Below are 13,232 nucleotides of genomic sequence, written 5' to 3' on the forward strand. Positions count from 1 at the left end.
TTTGTTTATCACAGCTCCTTGCTTCTTATCAATACGACATGGGCCGAAGCCATACTAGTGGTGATCACCTCTGTTACAGGAGTTATGATGCTTGGAGCGGCTGTCGAGGGCTATTTATTTAAGAGCATGAATCTATTCGTTCGGATCATTGCTTTTGGAGGCTCCCTTATGTTTATGACGCCTAATATTATTCAAGATATCATTGGCTTTAGTCTGATTATTATGGTTGTTTGTATTCAATGGCTGGGCTATAAGAAGGAGAGTCACCTTATAGGTGAAACAGAGATGAAAGGCTGACAGAATTCATATGGAAAGAGCCAAAGCAATCATGTAATAAGAAAGAACTAACTCGGCTTTGCCGAGTCCTTTTTTTTGATGTTTTTAGGAAGTTAGTACCTCCAACAGACGGCAGGGGAATACTTATACGTAAAAAAAAAGCAACCCAGATGAATGTCATCATCAGGATTACCTTTCGATTTTTAATAAATTATATAGCCACAATAGAACGGTTGCATATAAAGGAAAAAGAAGACTAGCGATACTCTGACCTGCAATTGGTATAAACAGGTATATAAGTGGGACTGCTATTAGTACATAGTACAGCAGACTATACCACTTGTTCTTTATTCGAAGAGCCCGGTATACTATTTCTACTAAGAGCAGAAAAAACAAAGTGATAAAAAAGAACATCCCAAATCCAGTCGCTTTTTCACTAAAGGTAAATGATATTAGCTCAACAGGTCTTGTATAGACAAAAAGGGAGAATAACAAGCTTGTTATAACAGAAATAATGGTTACCTTTATTATTAAATCCTCTGGCTTCATATATATCCTACTTCCTATACCCCTTCTTTTCTCAGCGTCACAATGGTTTTAAATAGATCTCCGTCCACCTCAACCTCTAGACTGCCGCCGTGATGGTCGACAATTGACTTGGCAATGGCTAAGCCTAATCCTGATCCTTCGGTATGTCTTGATTTATCTCCACGCTTAAATCTTTCAAATAACTCATCAATGTTATCTTTCAGATCGTATTTAGAGATATTCTTGAAGGTAATGATAATATCCGATCCTTTTTCCACTGTACTGATATAGACTCTCGTATTTTCTAAGGAATATTTCAAGATATTGCTGATAATATTCTCGAACACTCGCCACATTTTATGCCCATCGACTATGGCATAAAGCTGCGCTTGACTCGATGTCACGTTAAAGGTCAGCGAAGACTCTTTAATTTTCTCATCATACTCTCCTAACGCCTGCTTTAATAATTGGACAATATCCGATGGTTCTAAATGTAATTCAAGATCTCCACTCGCCATTTTTGATACCTCAAACAAGTCATCAATTAAGACCTTTAATCTCTTAGATTTTTTATCGATAATATCTACATACTGTTCACGCTCTGCTTCTGTTAACTCTTTATTTTTCAGAAAATCTGTATAATTTAAGATTGAGGTTAAAGGGGTACGTAAATCATGACTCACATTGGAGATCAACTCTGTTTTCAGTCGCTCACTTTTCACTTGTACTTTTTGAGAGGTTTGCACTCCCATTCTCATCCTATTTATATTCTCCGCTAGCTTGGCTAACGCTCCACTTCCTCTCACCTTCAGTTCTTCATGAATATCACCAAGAACGATACGATTGGAGGCCTGTAGAATTTGGTTATAATAAGCAACTTTACGCAAGATGTAGAGTAGCAAAATTCCACCAACGATAAGGACACCCAGAACGTATAGTGGAAAAAGCCTTTCTTCTATAGCAACTACAACGACACCAAATCCAAGGCAAAAAACAATAAACAAAATACCAAGCACCATCATAAATGGACTTTTAAAGATGAAGAGATGCATCATTTCTTTTTTTATTTTCCACAGGATGCTTCGACTGAACTGTAGCTTTATCTCCTCTAAAGATTTTAAAGCAGTAAGTGTGCGCCAAAAAAAATAAACCTGAATGGCAAGTGCTCCCATGGCTACAGCATAAAAAAACCAGTCAAACAATTCATTCCCTCTATAATAATTTGGAGAGAAAGCACTCATAAATAGCGCAGCAATCCCTATTCCCAAGAGTCGTACATCAATAGGAAGCTTGTCATACTCGCTTCTTAAAGGATCGATGACTTCTAGGATCATCCTGCGATATTTCAGTGCTAAGAAGAATCCAATCAACAAAACAACTAGATAAATACTAAATTGTATGAGATATTTATTGGTTTCCGCTTGATAATCTAACATATTCTCTAGAATTAAGCTATGTGTTTCGGATTTACCCGCAATAGCAATATAACCAGTGAGATCTCTTGTGATAAAAAATCGATTTACAGATGTGAGATGATCATCCTTTTTCGTATGATAAGGAAACTTCTGAAAATAGACACTTTCTTTTTTAAGCTTCTCACCATTTGGATCCTCCTCTACATTGCTATACACCGTGCCCATACGATCCTTAATATAGTATTTTATATATTGCTGTTTATACGTAAATCTAGATATGGCTACATCTATGTTTTCTTCATATTCTTTCTCTAACCTTTGTCCTTCTTCTTCTTTTAGAATGGCTATGATTTCTTCTCTCGATTTACTATATTGCTCACGTATTTCTGTTTTTTTCGCATCACGTTCTCTTACTAATGTACTGGCATATTCTTGATCATTAATGCTGGTCGCTTCTGTAATTTTATCTTGATACTCAGCACTGATCCTTTCAACTTCTTCATTTGCTCTACTGGTATACTCGAAAAGCCGTTCGTGAACCATATGCTCTTCTATTTTTATTCTCTTCTTCGCTTCATCTAATTCTATAAAATCCAGCTTTGTTGTCGAAAATAAATCAACAAAGTCTTCTAGTTCATTGGCAAATTGGTAGGTTTTAAAATAGCTTCCCTTTAGATAATAAGGAGCACGTTCAATTCCATACAAGGTGTTCCCCAGACCATACGCCAATAATAATAAAATCACGAAGGAAAAAATAATCTTACTCCTACTACTTTTCAATTTTGTATCCAATCCCCCACACCACCTTCAAATATTTAGGTCTCCTTTGGATTGATTTCTATTTTCTCTCGTATTTTTCGTATATGAACCGCTACGGTGTTTTCTGCGTTATAGCTGGGTTCATTCCAGACCTTCTCATAGATCTGGTCAATTGAAAATACACGAGGGGCATTCACCATGAGGAATTCTAAAATCTTATATTCAAGAGGAGTTAACCGAACCTGTTCCCCATTAACCGATACTTCTTTGGTCTCCTGAATTAATCTTAGTCCCTTAATATCAATTTCTTTACTCAATCCTTCATATACGCCAAGCTTCATGTAGCGTCTTAATTGTGACTTCACACGTGCAATAAACTCAATGGGATTAAACGGCTTGGTCACATAATCATCCGCCCCTACCTGTAGCCCGAGCACTTTATCTGTATCCTCACTTTTCGCCGAAAGCATAATAATCGGGATATTCTTTTCCTCTCGAATTTTAAAGGTTGTCTGAATCCCATCTTGCTTAGGCATCATAATATCCATAATAATTAAATGCACCTGATTCTCTTTTAGAATACGGAGTGCCTCCAGCCCATCCTGAGCCTGTAGAACCTTCATCCCTTCATTCTTCAGATAGATCTCTATTGCTTCTCGAATTTCTTTCTCATCATCCACAACGAGTACCGTATATTGTTCGGACATTCTATCCAGCACCTTCCTCTACGAAAACTATGATCATTATAGCACCTCCTTATCATCTCTGCCCTTATTTCATTATGGTTGAGAAATCTGAAGAAACAGTGAGCATAAATCTTAAGTTTTTCTTAATAATTCGAAACAATATCAAGATAACGAGGAGCTTAATAAAAAACCAGCAGTCTTGTGTCTACTGGTTTTGGCGACATTCATTTTGATATTGTTTAAGTATATTCCTTGCCCCCTCTTGTAAATACATACTCAATTCTGGTGGTTCCTTCACATGAATTTCGTTTGCTAAGCTTAGAAACAATCTCCCGTAGAAAGGAATATCCGATTCCTTAATCTCTTTATCAATCACTCCTGTTCCATCTGAATGAAGCTGTATCCACTCTCCTATATCATGCGGATCCAAGAGCTTACATCCTGTTCTTGTTAGCGATGCTTTTAATGAAACCATCTTGCCATATGAATCTTGATTATTCAGCCATTGACGTACGGTCACCTCTTCAGGTGGAGGCTCTTTACAATCTGGCAATTCACTAAGATGTAAGATACGATCAACACGCAACGATACGAGTTGATTTCTTTTATAACAATAAGCTAAGCAATACCACAAACCGTTAGACATATATAAGCCATGTGGATAGATCCTTCTTATCGATGTTCCAGAAAGTGATTCATACTCGATTTCCAGATGAACCCGCTCTAAAGATGCCTTCAATATGGCTGAAAGATACGGGGTTTTATAGCTTCTTCTAGGAGTATTCATACCTAGCTTTTCCTTTAATATCTCTACTTTTTTCAGCATGTCCACTGAAAATAAGGCACGTATTTTCGTCAAGGTAGACAGGTTTTCCTGTATAAACGGACCATCTTGATACTGTTCTAAGCATTCATAAGAGAGGATAAGTCCCGTTGCTTCTTCCGGAGTTAACGAAATGCTAGGGAGTGTTTGTTCTCTTATCAAGCTATATCCCCCATTAGGACCCGTTGAAGAGTGAAGAGGGACTCCCATTTCACTTAGGGAGTGCAAGTCTCGGAGCATTGTTCGTCTGGACACGCCAAATCGCGTAGCTAGCTCCTCAACTGAAAATTTGTGTTTGGTATTTAATATGATCAGTAACTCAAATAATCTACTGCTTCTGGACATAGTGAAAAATCCCCTCATAATTAGTGACGTTATTTGTCACTAATATACGCTAGGATGAAGAGGAAGTCACGACATTCTTACATATAACCAAGGAGCGAAAACGAAAATGATGAAAATAGAAAAAATCAAAAACAGAACTATTATGTTTACACATCAACTCCCTACATGGAATCTAAACCTTCAACTTATCATGGGGGATCAATACAATTATATTATTGATACAGGACTTGGTTCTTTAAGCATTGCACCGATTATGGAGTATATAAAAAATAATAAGAAACCCATCATTGTGATCAATACCCATTATCATTGGGACCATATCTGGGGAAATCGTTCACTTCAAAACTGTCTCATCATCTCTCATACCTTGTGTAAAGAATTAATAGAATTGAACTGGGAAGAAATGATACAGAAAAACAAAAAATATCTTAAAGGTGAAGCAGAATTATGTCTTCCAAACTTGACATTTGAAAAAGAAATCTACTTTCCAGAAGATAAGATAAGAATCATGCACACACCTGGTCATACAATGGATTCCATAAGTGTACTTGATGCAGTAGATAAAGTGTTACACGTCGGGGATAATGTAGGCGATACCCTAGACGAAATCATTCCCAACATTGATTGCTCTAAAAAGGAATATATGAATACACTTTTAATGTATAAAGAAATGGATTTCGATACTTGTGTATCTGGTCATAATGTGATTTTGGAAAAACAGGTAATAGATAAAATTCTGAACCTGCTTTAATTCCCCTAAAAAAGTTATATATTCTTTACAAAATGTTAAGTATACTGTACAATATTCCAAAGAGGGGTAAGTATATGGTGAAGAATAGAATTAAGGAACACAGAGCGAAATATAATTATTCTCAGGAGGTATTAGCCAAAAAAGTAGGGGTTTCCAGACAAACGGTGGGATTTATAGAGAAAAATAAGATGCTACCTTCAATCAAGCTGGCTTTAAAACTGGCACAGGTATTTGATTGTTCGGTAGAGGAGCTTTTTTCTTTAGATGGGGATGAGGAGGAGGAAGATGAATAAATTTAAATTACATCATCCTTTGCTTATGATTATTTTTTATTCTTTATTGCTAATTTTTTTAGTATCGGTGAAATTATCATTAGATGTCAATCTTGATGGTAGTACCTTTACGATAAAGAATATACATCTAGGATTCTTATCTGTTACCATTATAATTGGAGGAATTGTACTCCCTATCTTTTTGCTTGTTTACTCCGTTTTGTTGTTTAAATTAGACAAAACTCACCTATTCACTTTAAAACCCCCTGAGATTAATGACGAAGATGAAGGTTCACAGCTGATCTATAACATGGCTACACGCAGGGTGTATACGTACTATACGATATTGATTCCCATCTTAACCATTGCCGTACTGTTTATCAGTCTTTCACCTTGGACACTCAGTGGATTTTCTATTATTCTTTCTCTTGTTGTCGTTTCTTTGATTCACTATATTATTTACTATAAGACCGTCCTAGAATTCTCCGAGTAGCAAAGATGCCCTCCCAAGGTATTAGGAGTACCTTAGAAGGGCATACTATCGGATGCTTACTTACATTCTGCGCGTACACTAACTCCTTTTAAGGACCATTCCCAGTTTCCAGTGAATGCTCCGCCTTTGTACACTACGCACCAAATCGTTAGAGCAGCATAGATGGTAAAGGCTAACGTTAGTAATACGGCTAGTAGCACAACATACCAAGCATCGTATCTAACCTGCTTTTGCTGCATGAAAGCCGTAGCTCCTTCTTTTAAGGACATCAATAAAAGAAGTAGATAAGCTCCCAGATTATTCACTATACTCATTTTTTTCACCTCCTTTCAAGAGGAGATTGTTGTTGTCCACATTTCAAGTTCTGCCATGGCTAATATACTCTTCTGAGGTATTAGGAGTACCTTGGAAGAGTATATTAGTGTGCTTACTTGCACTCCGCTCTTACACTTACTCCTTTTAAAGACCATTCCCAGTTTCCAGTGAATGCTCCGCCTTTGTACACTACGCACCAAATCGTTAGAGCAGCATAGATGGTAAAGGCTAACGTTAGTAATACGGCTAGTAGTACTACATACCAAGCATCGTATCTAACCTGCTTTTGCTCCATAAAAGCAATAGCTCCTTCTTTTAAGGACATCAATAGAAGAAGTAGGTAAGCTCCTACGTTATTCACTAAGCTCATTTTTTTCACCTCCTTTCAAGAAAATCGACTTCAATATCATCATGCCATCGCCAAATGGAGGAATGAGATTGATCATATGAAAGAAATAGATATAAGAAATGAAAGTGATGACACCTACATGAGTGAATTTTCCTATTACGTAAAGACAAGCTCCGAATAGAGTGAGATAAATAGAGGGCATGATGGCTATGATCAATAGTTTATTTCCGCTTATTTCAAATTGAGGATAGATTGATATTTTGGACTTACTACATTCAATGCCTACCTCTCCAGCTTTGAAATATTTTTTCATATAGCGTATATGAATATATTCGTGCACGATAAACGAAAGAAACACTCCAAAAATGATGAGCAGATGAAACTGGAGCACTAGCCTAAACATTGTATAACTAGGGAAGAAGGCTACAGGAATGAGTGTAATCACCCCTAAGATGAGCCATATGTTTTTATAACATTGAATAAATAGCCTAGATACCTTCCAAAAAGTTATGTCATGTAGAGGATATATTGTTTTCATTGGTTAACGACTCTTTATTTTCTTGTATACGTAGACTGAAGCTATGTAGAGGAAGAAAAAAATCGCAATCGTGATGATAATGGGGTATCCATTGGCTACACCAAATTCTATATCTAACATATTGTCTTCCTGGAGGGTACTTTCAAAGAAAATACTATTAAAATAAGTCTTTCTCAATCCTTCATCCGCACTGCTAAAGAGCATAATAATAAAATTCGTAACTAATATAAAGAGCGTCGTTACAACAGATGCTATTAAGCAATTAGATACTAAAAATGCTTTTTTCATTTTTATAACTCCTCTGCAAGTTAATTAAGCCTTGTATACTAAATAGGATGACGATTGAATAAAAAACAATCATGATAAACACAGTGAGCAATTGCCCCAAGTTTAAAAATACTAATGTCAAACCTATGGTCAACACGGAAATGAGGAGAAATAAGAAGCTTGTAAATACCGAAAACGGATTATCATTGTAGGGTGGAAATAATATTCCTACTAAAATCAGTAGCAGCACCCCTGATGTGACGATAAGATAAGGAATGAAAAGGTGATACACGCTTCCCACAACGAACACACTTACTACTAGTATTGGAATAGAAACCGCTACAATGATCAGCCATTGCGACAAGAATAAGTACGTATAATCTCGCAGAACTTTATAGTCTAATTTATACATTACATACCGTAAGCTACTTGATTGAATGTAACTATAAAGACCATTCATCGACAAAAATATAATGGGATAGAGCAAGTAATCGTTAAAGTTAAAAAGAAGTAAGATTATGGTTATTAGATAGGTTAATACAATCGTATTGACTGTGTTTATATTCCTTACAGAGCTATAGATATAGGATAGAAAGAGATGATTGGTTGTAAGATGAAAACTCTTTACATATTTTGAGCTGTTCATATACGTATTATCTGGTATGACAATAATCAACCCTATTAATACCACTGTTACGCCCACGTAAATCAATGAGGTAAGTAAGAAACCATACTCAACAAGTGTTTTTTGCCAAAGGAGCAGTATACTCTCAGTCTTCTGAGTTGAACCTAGGTAGTCCTGTGATAATTGAGTCACTAAATCCTGTGCTTCTCTGAAAAAATAAGTAAAAATGATAAACAAGATTGACAGATTAATAACATGAAAAAGTTTAGGTATGTTTACTAAGTTGCAGATAAATGATACTAGCTTGGAAGATAGCTGAAGCACTAAGTAAATAGAAGTACTAACGAAGAAGATATTTACGATTAACAAATCTAAATATTCAAATTGTGTGAGAAAAATGATAGAGCTGAAGATTGAAAATGAAACCATAACAATCACTAAGAGTGACATCATTGTTTCATATATAAATAAGGAAACATTTCTTTCTTTCATAGAGATAGGTAGATTCATCGTCATTCTGAGAAAACCATCCACTTTAGAAAAAATAAAGTTTCAAAAAAATGGTTGTAATGATCGTCCACAAAATGACCGTACTGGAATATGTATTTAATAAAAATATGATTGCTTGACTACTTTGAGTGATATGGGACATGAAAAGATACATCGAAACGCTCGTAAACAAACACAAGACCAACAGAGCAAATAACAGAAACAACCGGATGACTATATTTTTTAAAGGACCAAAATTGAGGACTTTTCTAACAAAGAAGGTGTTATATAGATAGACAAGGTTTTTAATCTGAAATAATCTCATGTTCTATATCCCCATGATTCATTATTTTTTTTAACATGTCCGTCAGGTTTGTATGCTGTTCTTTGACTTCACTCATCCTATTGTGAAAGTGAATATGGCCCTTGTACAAAATAATCACACTTTGACAAATCTCTTCTAGCAAATGGAGGTCATGTGAGCATAATATAACAGTTCCGCCTTTTTTAGAATATTGAGTAAGTAACAGCTTGGTCACTTCTCTGGATTCGATATCCATCCCATTCAAGGTTTCATCTATGATTAAAATCAATGGGTTTACTAACAGAGAAGCTATTATCTGTATCTTCTTTTTCATTCCGTGAGAGTACTCTTCTATTAATAGATCAATAGCAGAATGAAAGGAATAGTATCTTAGAAGTCTTTCAAAAAACTCTTCATCTAGTGTAACCGTATAAAAGTTGAGAATAAGCTGTACATATTCTCGCCCCGTTAAAAAATCAGGAATAATGTCTTCACTTGGAAGATAAAGTATCGATTTTTTAACTTGTAGATCACTGTTTTTGCAATTGTTTAACGTTATTTCTCCATTTTGTTTTTTGAGCAGATCGCAAATTAACTTAATAAGGGTGGTTTTACCACAACCATTTGGACCCACAATGGCTAGAAAATCCCCTATCTGCACATCAAAACTTATCTGATCCAAAACAAGATTCTTATGATCATATGTATAGCTTACATCCTGAATTCTTAGCATACTTATCTCACCCTTTTAAGAAACTTGTTATGTTTTAATATATTATACCATAAAAGTAAAATAAAAGAAGTAATAAAGTTAAACTTTTTACAATATTTAAATAATTTTAACTAAAATTTTTTATTCTGTTTAGTTGCAAAGAGAAATCCAATTAAAACATTTTTTTACAGTATACCATGAGCAAACTTCCATTGTAAATGATATTTATGGATTTTTTGCAAATATTTAGGCTTATAAAAAAGGCAACCTCTACAGGTCGCCCACCCTCTTCATTCGTGCTTAATTCGTAATTTTAAACTGATCCTCGCTATAATGCTTTTGCATTCCTGAATCAGTTTGTGCCACTTCCTTCTCTAGCAGAACGGCACGTTCAACTGAATCCCAAAACACCTTATAACCTAATGCTTCAGCTACCGCTCTGACAGGTAGATATTGCTCTCCTCCTACGGAGACTCCTTCGACTTTCACATCTGCTTGCGTAATTCCTAAGCCTAAGAGAAGCTTATCTGCTTGAATATAACTGACTCCATCCTTCGTCAGCAATTGTGAAGCCTTATAAGGGTAGATTAAATCATTCACTTTCAAAATGAACTCGCCCTGTTGCTCATTCTCTTGAGCTCGTGGCTTAACAATAAAGTGAAGAGCATCAACACCTAATACTGCCCCTTCTCTGGTATCATCTGCTCCACCATACATCTTTCCTGTTTCAGCATGGAAAATAACAGCTTGAACATTTCCAATATCTACTGCCTTTTCATCAAAACGATGCCCTTTCCCCAGTAGTTCTAACACGACATCCTGTTCAATCCCTGCTTCCCACCGAACAGATGGATAGCTACTGGAATACACCCTTGGGGCTAAAATAGCCTCTTGAATAGGCAATCCAAAATCAATGACATTCATAATCGTCTGTGCCACTGATGTAATGATCGTTGGTCCTCCCGGTGAACCTAGTGCCATGAACGGCTGACCATCCTTTAAAACAAGTGTTGGGGACATGCTACTTCTCGGTCTTTTTCCCGGTTCTACTTGATTGACTCCTCCGGGTGAAGCATCAAAATCTGTCATTTCATTGTTTAGCATAAACCCATAATCAGGAACCATAATTCCTGAACCAAAGACCTGCTCAATGGTTGTTGTATAGGAAACCATGTTGCCCCATTGATCCATGACCGAAAAATGAGTAGTCTGACCAATTGGATTCTCTTCTCTTACTTTTTCTTGATTTCCTCCATCCTTAGACTCATACTCCCAGGGGTCCCCTTCTGGCGCAGAAGACACCACTTTATGCGGGTGAATAAGCTCTCTTCGTTCGGCAATATAATCTGAGTGAAGAAGACCTTCTTTAGGTACGGGGTAGAAATCCTCATCCGCCATATAAGCCGCTCGATCAGCATAAGCAAGATGCATTGCCTGAATTAAACGATGAAGATAGTCAGCCGAGTTTAACCCCATTTTCTTCACATCGTAGCCTTCCATAAACTTTACTATCTGAAGAACTGTCAGTCCTCCTGAGCTTGGCGGTGACATAGACGCAATCTGATAACCTCGGTATTCTCCTACAACAGGTTCTCTTTCCTTGACTACATAATCATGTAAGTCTTTTTCCGTCATGCTCCCCCACGCTTTTGAACCTCAGCAATGATGGCTTGCCCGATCTCTCCTCGATAGAAGACCTCTGACCCTTTTTCTTTAATCAATTTTAGCGTTTTGGCTAAATCAGGCTGTCTAAGAGTTTCCCCTTCTTGTAATGGAGTGCCGTTTGGAACGTAAACCTTTCCAGCTGATTCATACTTTAGCAGCTTCTCTCTATTTTGTTCAATATACTGTGCCATGGACCAATTTACTTTAATTCCTTGTTCCGCTTGTTTAAGGGCAGGATCAATGACCTCAGATAATTTCATTGTTCCATACTTCTCAAGTGAAACCTCCACTCCCTTCAACGTCCCCGGTACGGCTACAGCATTTCCATGAGTATGCCGCTCAGAAAAAGGAATGGGCTTGCCTTCTGCATCTAGGAATAGCTCAGGTGTTACGGCTTGAGGAGCTACCTCTCGGCTATCAATGATTGTGATTCTATTCTGATCCTTGAGATAGATCATCATAAACCCACCACCACCTATGCCAGACATCATAGGCTCCACAACGTTTAGTGACATTTGAATCGCGGCGGCTGCATCAACAGCGTTTCCTCCCCGCTCTAAAATCTCCTTACCTGCTTGAGCCGCAAGCGGGTGCGAAACCGCTACAATCCCCTTGGTCGCACCTTCCATTGATGGATCAAACCCTGGTACATTCGCAGATACAGATGATGACAAAAAACATCAAAAGAACAAGAATGACAAAACTCTTTTTGATTAATTTCAATCTTACTCCCCCTCATAAAATAGTTTTATAGTTTTTTATCCATCTTCTCGTAGTCTATTCACCTAGATGATCCATATACCCCAATTTGTTCTTTCTGAGTGAAAAAATTGAATTGGAACTGATAGAAAAATGACCCCACTAGATAGCAAGAGTCATTCTTCTGTAATAACACATGGTGATTATTATTTAATTTTTTTCAAACTTTCCGGAATTTTTGGTGCATTTAATCCTGGGCTTGATGCCTTGACGAAAATAGTTGACATTAGAAGCGTAGTCTTAGAAATCAGCTTAGCTACTTTTTTCCTCATTCTTTTCACCTCCATAATCTGTCATCATTCTATTAAGCTTATGGGTGACTCTGATTCCGGCTGGTGTTAACATCATTGCTTGCAGCAGTGTCCCGAAGACGAAACCAGGACTAGAGAAAAAATAATAAAGGATCATTGCAGCGATAACCCATAAGATAGCAACCAGTTTCTTTTTTCTTTCCCATTGCAACGAATGCTTCAATTGATGTGCTTCATAATAAGGCGCATAGAGTATGATCAAGACAACACTTATTATGCCGTAGCGCCTACATACACAGAGGATGCAGGAAGCCAAACAAAAGTTAGAACGAGAATAAGACTAGTAATCGAACAAGCAAGAGATTGATCCAAATGCGCTCCCCCAGTCAATATTCTAAGGAGAGTAAATGACACAGCTACTTGTAAGCTCAACAAGGGAACGCCTAAGATCCAACCTAGGAGAAATACAAAAAAGAAGGTAAACATCAAGTTAAATAAGATGGTAAATCCAAACACTAAGACATCATGCGGTTCCGTCTCATCTGGATTTGTTTTTTTTATGTGATCCGCAAACGCCACCGCCCATTTTTCGAACATAGGATCACTTCCT

16 protein-coding genes and 3 pseudogenes are annotated in these 13,232 nt (G+C 36.9%); 4 read left to right on the forward strand and 15 right to left on the reverse strand.

What is annotated here, in order from left to right; genetic code table 11:
• A pseudogene (locus JCM10596_RS29515) lies at positions 1–297 on the forward strand (C4-dicarboxylate ABC transporter permease); the annotation flags it as partial.
• Between the two features lie 168 nt (positions 298–465).
• Here the strand turns inward: JCM10596_RS29515 and JCM10596_RS10365 are convergent.
• The 4 genes and pseudogenes from JCM10596_RS10365 to JCM10596_RS10380 all read right to left on the reverse strand — a co-directional run bounded on the left by JCM10596_RS10365 (position 466) and on the right by JCM10596_RS10380 (position 4,832).
• Positions 466–825, reverse strand: a complete 360-nt coding sequence (locus JCM10596_RS10365) for a hypothetical protein (protein ID WP_025027072.1) — start codon at positions 823–825, stop codon at positions 466–468.
• Between the two features lie 14 nt (positions 826–839).
• Positions 840–3,011: a HAMP domain-containing sensor histidine kinase gene (locus JCM10596_RS10370; RefSeq protein ID WP_025027073.1), complete on the reverse strand. Its 2,172-nt coding sequence runs from the start codon at positions 3,009–3,011 to the stop codon at positions 840–842.
• Positions 2,989–3,685 (reverse strand): annotated as a pseudogene (locus tag JCM10596_RS24915) (response regulator transcription factor). The gene JCM10596_RS10370 and the pseudogene JCM10596_RS24915 overlap by 23 nt, the downstream one beginning before the upstream one ends.
• A 184-nt stretch (positions 3,686–3,869) precedes the next feature.
• Positions 3,870–4,832, reverse strand: coding sequence for a helix-turn-helix transcriptional regulator (locus JCM10596_RS10380; RefSeq protein WP_025027074.1), 963 nt, complete (start codon positions 4,830–4,832; stop codon positions 3,870–3,872).
• A 106-nt stretch (positions 4,833–4,938) separates the two neighbouring features.
• Between JCM10596_RS10380 and JCM10596_RS10385 the strand changes: the two genes are divergently transcribed.
• The 3 genes from JCM10596_RS10385 to JCM10596_RS10395 all read left to right on the forward strand — a co-directional run bounded on the left by JCM10596_RS10385 (position 4,939) and on the right by JCM10596_RS10395 (position 6,348).
• The gene (locus tag JCM10596_RS10385) at positions 4,939–5,583 is read left to right on the forward strand and encodes an MBL fold metallo-hydrolase (protein ID WP_199900134.1); all 645 of its coding nucleotides are present in this window, start codon (positions 4,939–4,941) and stop codon (positions 5,581–5,583) included.
• Positions 5,584–5,657: 74 nt separating this feature from the next.
• Positions 5,658–5,876 carry a helix-turn-helix transcriptional regulator gene (locus JCM10596_RS10390; protein WP_199900135.1) on the forward strand — a complete coding sequence of 73 codons (219 nt, stop codon included), beginning with the start codon at positions 5,658–5,660 and terminating at the stop codon, positions 5,874–5,876.
• A complete protein-coding gene (locus JCM10596_RS10395; RefSeq protein WP_025027077.1) occupies positions 5,869–6,348 on the forward strand; it encodes a hypothetical protein in 480 nt (159 codons plus the stop codon). Before JCM10596_RS10390 ends, JCM10596_RS10395 begins: the two co-directional genes overlap by 8 nt.
• Before the next feature lie 56 nt (positions 6,349–6,404).
• On the opposite strand, the gene JCM10596_RS10400 is transcribed toward JCM10596_RS10395, so the two are convergent.
• The 11 genes and pseudogenes from JCM10596_RS10400 to JCM10596_RS31735 all read right to left on the reverse strand — a co-directional run bounded on the left by JCM10596_RS10400 (position 6,405) and on the right by JCM10596_RS31735 (position 13,219).
• On the reverse strand, positions 6,405–6,662 hold the full coding sequence (locus tag JCM10596_RS10400; RefSeq protein ID WP_025027078.1) for a hypothetical protein: 258 nt from the start codon (positions 6,660–6,662) through the stop codon (positions 6,405–6,407).
• A 113-nt stretch (positions 6,663–6,775) separates the two neighbouring features.
• Positions 6,776–7,033 (reverse strand): hypothetical protein, encoded by a 258-nt coding sequence (locus JCM10596_RS10405; protein ID WP_025027079.1) that lies wholly within the window; start codon positions 7,031–7,033, stop codon positions 6,776–6,778.
• On the reverse strand, positions 7,017–7,550 hold the full coding sequence (locus JCM10596_RS10410) for a metalloprotease family protein (protein ID WP_025027080.1): 534 nt from the start codon (positions 7,548–7,550) through the stop codon (positions 7,017–7,019). The genes JCM10596_RS10405 and JCM10596_RS10410 overlap by 17 nt, the downstream gene beginning before the upstream one ends.
• 3 nt (positions 7,551–7,553) lie before the next feature.
• The gene (locus JCM10596_RS10415) at positions 7,554–7,838 is read right to left on the reverse strand and encodes a hypothetical protein (protein WP_025027081.1); all 285 of its coding nucleotides are present in this window, start codon (positions 7,836–7,838) and stop codon (positions 7,554–7,556) included.
• Complete coding sequence (locus JCM10596_RS10420) at positions 7,813–8,958, reverse strand: hypothetical protein (protein WP_025027082.1); 1,146 nt, start codon at positions 8,956–8,958, stop codon at positions 7,813–7,815. The genes JCM10596_RS10415 and JCM10596_RS10420 overlap by 26 nt, the downstream gene beginning before the upstream one ends.
• 278 nt (positions 8,959–9,236) lie before the next feature.
• Positions 9,237–9,968, reverse strand: a complete 732-nt coding sequence (locus tag JCM10596_RS10430; RefSeq protein WP_025027084.1) for an ABC transporter ATP-binding protein — start codon at positions 9,966–9,968, stop codon at positions 9,237–9,239.
• A 279-nt stretch (positions 9,969–10,247) separates the two neighbouring features.
• A complete protein-coding gene (locus JCM10596_RS31285; protein ID WP_369345620.1) occupies positions 10,248–10,664 on the reverse strand; it encodes a stalk domain-containing protein in 417 nt (138 codons plus the stop codon).
• A gap of 15 nt (positions 10,665–10,679) precedes the next feature.
• Positions 10,680–12,241, reverse strand: a pseudogene (ggt, locus tag JCM10596_RS31290) (gamma-glutamyltransferase); the annotation flags it as partial.
• Between the two features lie 276 nt (positions 12,242–12,517).
• Complete coding sequence (locus JCM10596_RS31295; RefSeq protein WP_369345619.1) at positions 12,518–12,658, reverse strand: AgrD family cyclic lactone autoinducer peptide; 141 nt, start codon at positions 12,656–12,658, stop codon at positions 12,518–12,520.
• Complete coding sequence (locus JCM10596_RS31730; RefSeq protein WP_025027085.1) at positions 12,624–12,884, reverse strand: hypothetical protein; 261 nt, start codon at positions 12,882–12,884, stop codon at positions 12,624–12,626. Before JCM10596_RS31730 ends, JCM10596_RS31295 begins: the two co-directional genes overlap by 35 nt.
• 11 nt (positions 12,885–12,895) lie before the next feature.
• Positions 12,896–13,219, reverse strand: coding sequence for an accessory gene regulator B family protein (locus tag JCM10596_RS31735; protein WP_025027086.1), 324 nt, complete (start codon positions 13,217–13,219; stop codon positions 12,896–12,898).
• Positions 13,220–13,232 lie beyond the last annotated feature (13 nt).

Origin of the sequence: Caldalkalibacillus mannanilyticus JCM 10596, assembly GCF_000615945.1 — a bacterium.
GTDB lineage: Bacteria > Bacillota > Bacilli > Caldalkalibacillales > JCM-10596 > Bacillus_AT > Bacillus_AT mannanilyticus.

Excerpts from the sequence above, each read along its gene's own strand:
- JCM10596_RS10365 (WP_025027072.1), bottom strand. The coding sequence starts at position 825 with ATGAAGCCAGAGGATTTAATAATAAAGGTAACCATTATTTCTGTTATA.
- JCM10596_RS10380 (WP_025027074.1), bottom strand. The coding sequence starts at position 4,832 with ATGTCCAGAAGCAGTAGATTATTTGAGTTACTGATCATATTAAATACC.
- JCM10596_RS10385 (WP_199900134.1), top strand. The coding sequence starts at position 4,939 with ATGATGAAAATAGAAAAAATCAAAAACAGAACTATTATGTTTACACAT.
- JCM10596_RS10390 (WP_199900135.1), top strand. The coding sequence starts at position 5,658 with ATGGTGAAGAATAGAATTAAGGAACACAGAGCGAAATATAATTATTCT.
- JCM10596_RS10395 (WP_025027077.1), top strand. The coding sequence starts at position 5,869 with ATGAATAAATTTAAATTACATCATCCTTTGCTTATGATTATTTTTTAT.
- JCM10596_RS10400 (WP_025027078.1), bottom strand. The coding sequence starts at position 6,662 with ATGAGTATAGTGAATAATCTGGGAGCTTATCTACTTCTTTTATTGATG.
- JCM10596_RS10405 (WP_025027079.1), bottom strand. The coding sequence starts at position 7,033 with ATGAGCTTAGTGAATAACGTAGGAGCTTACCTACTTCTTCTATTGATG.
- JCM10596_RS10410 (WP_025027080.1), bottom strand. The coding sequence starts at position 7,550 with ATGAAAACAATATATCCTCTACATGACATAACTTTTTGGAAGGTATCT.
- JCM10596_RS10415 (WP_025027081.1), bottom strand. The coding sequence starts at position 7,838 with ATGAAAAAAGCATTTTTAGTATCTAATTGCTTAATAGCATCTGTTGTA.
- JCM10596_RS10420 (WP_025027082.1), bottom strand. The coding sequence starts at position 8,958 with ATGACGATGAATCTACCTATCTCTATGAAAGAAAGAAATGTTTCCTTA.
- JCM10596_RS10430 (WP_025027084.1), bottom strand. The coding sequence starts at position 9,968 with ATGCTAAGAATTCAGGATGTAAGCTATACATATGATCATAAGAATCTT.
- JCM10596_RS31285 (WP_369345620.1), bottom strand. The coding sequence starts at position 10,664 with ATGTATGGTGGAGCAGATGATACCAGAGAAGGGGCAGTATTAGGTGTT.
- JCM10596_RS31295 (WP_369345619.1), bottom strand. The coding sequence starts at position 12,658 with ATGGAGGTGAAAAGAATGAGGAAAAAAGTAGCTAAGCTGATTTCTAAG.
- JCM10596_RS31735 (WP_025027086.1), bottom strand. The coding sequence starts at position 13,219 with ATGTTCGAAAAATGGGCGGTGGCGTTTGCGGATCACATAAAAAAAACA.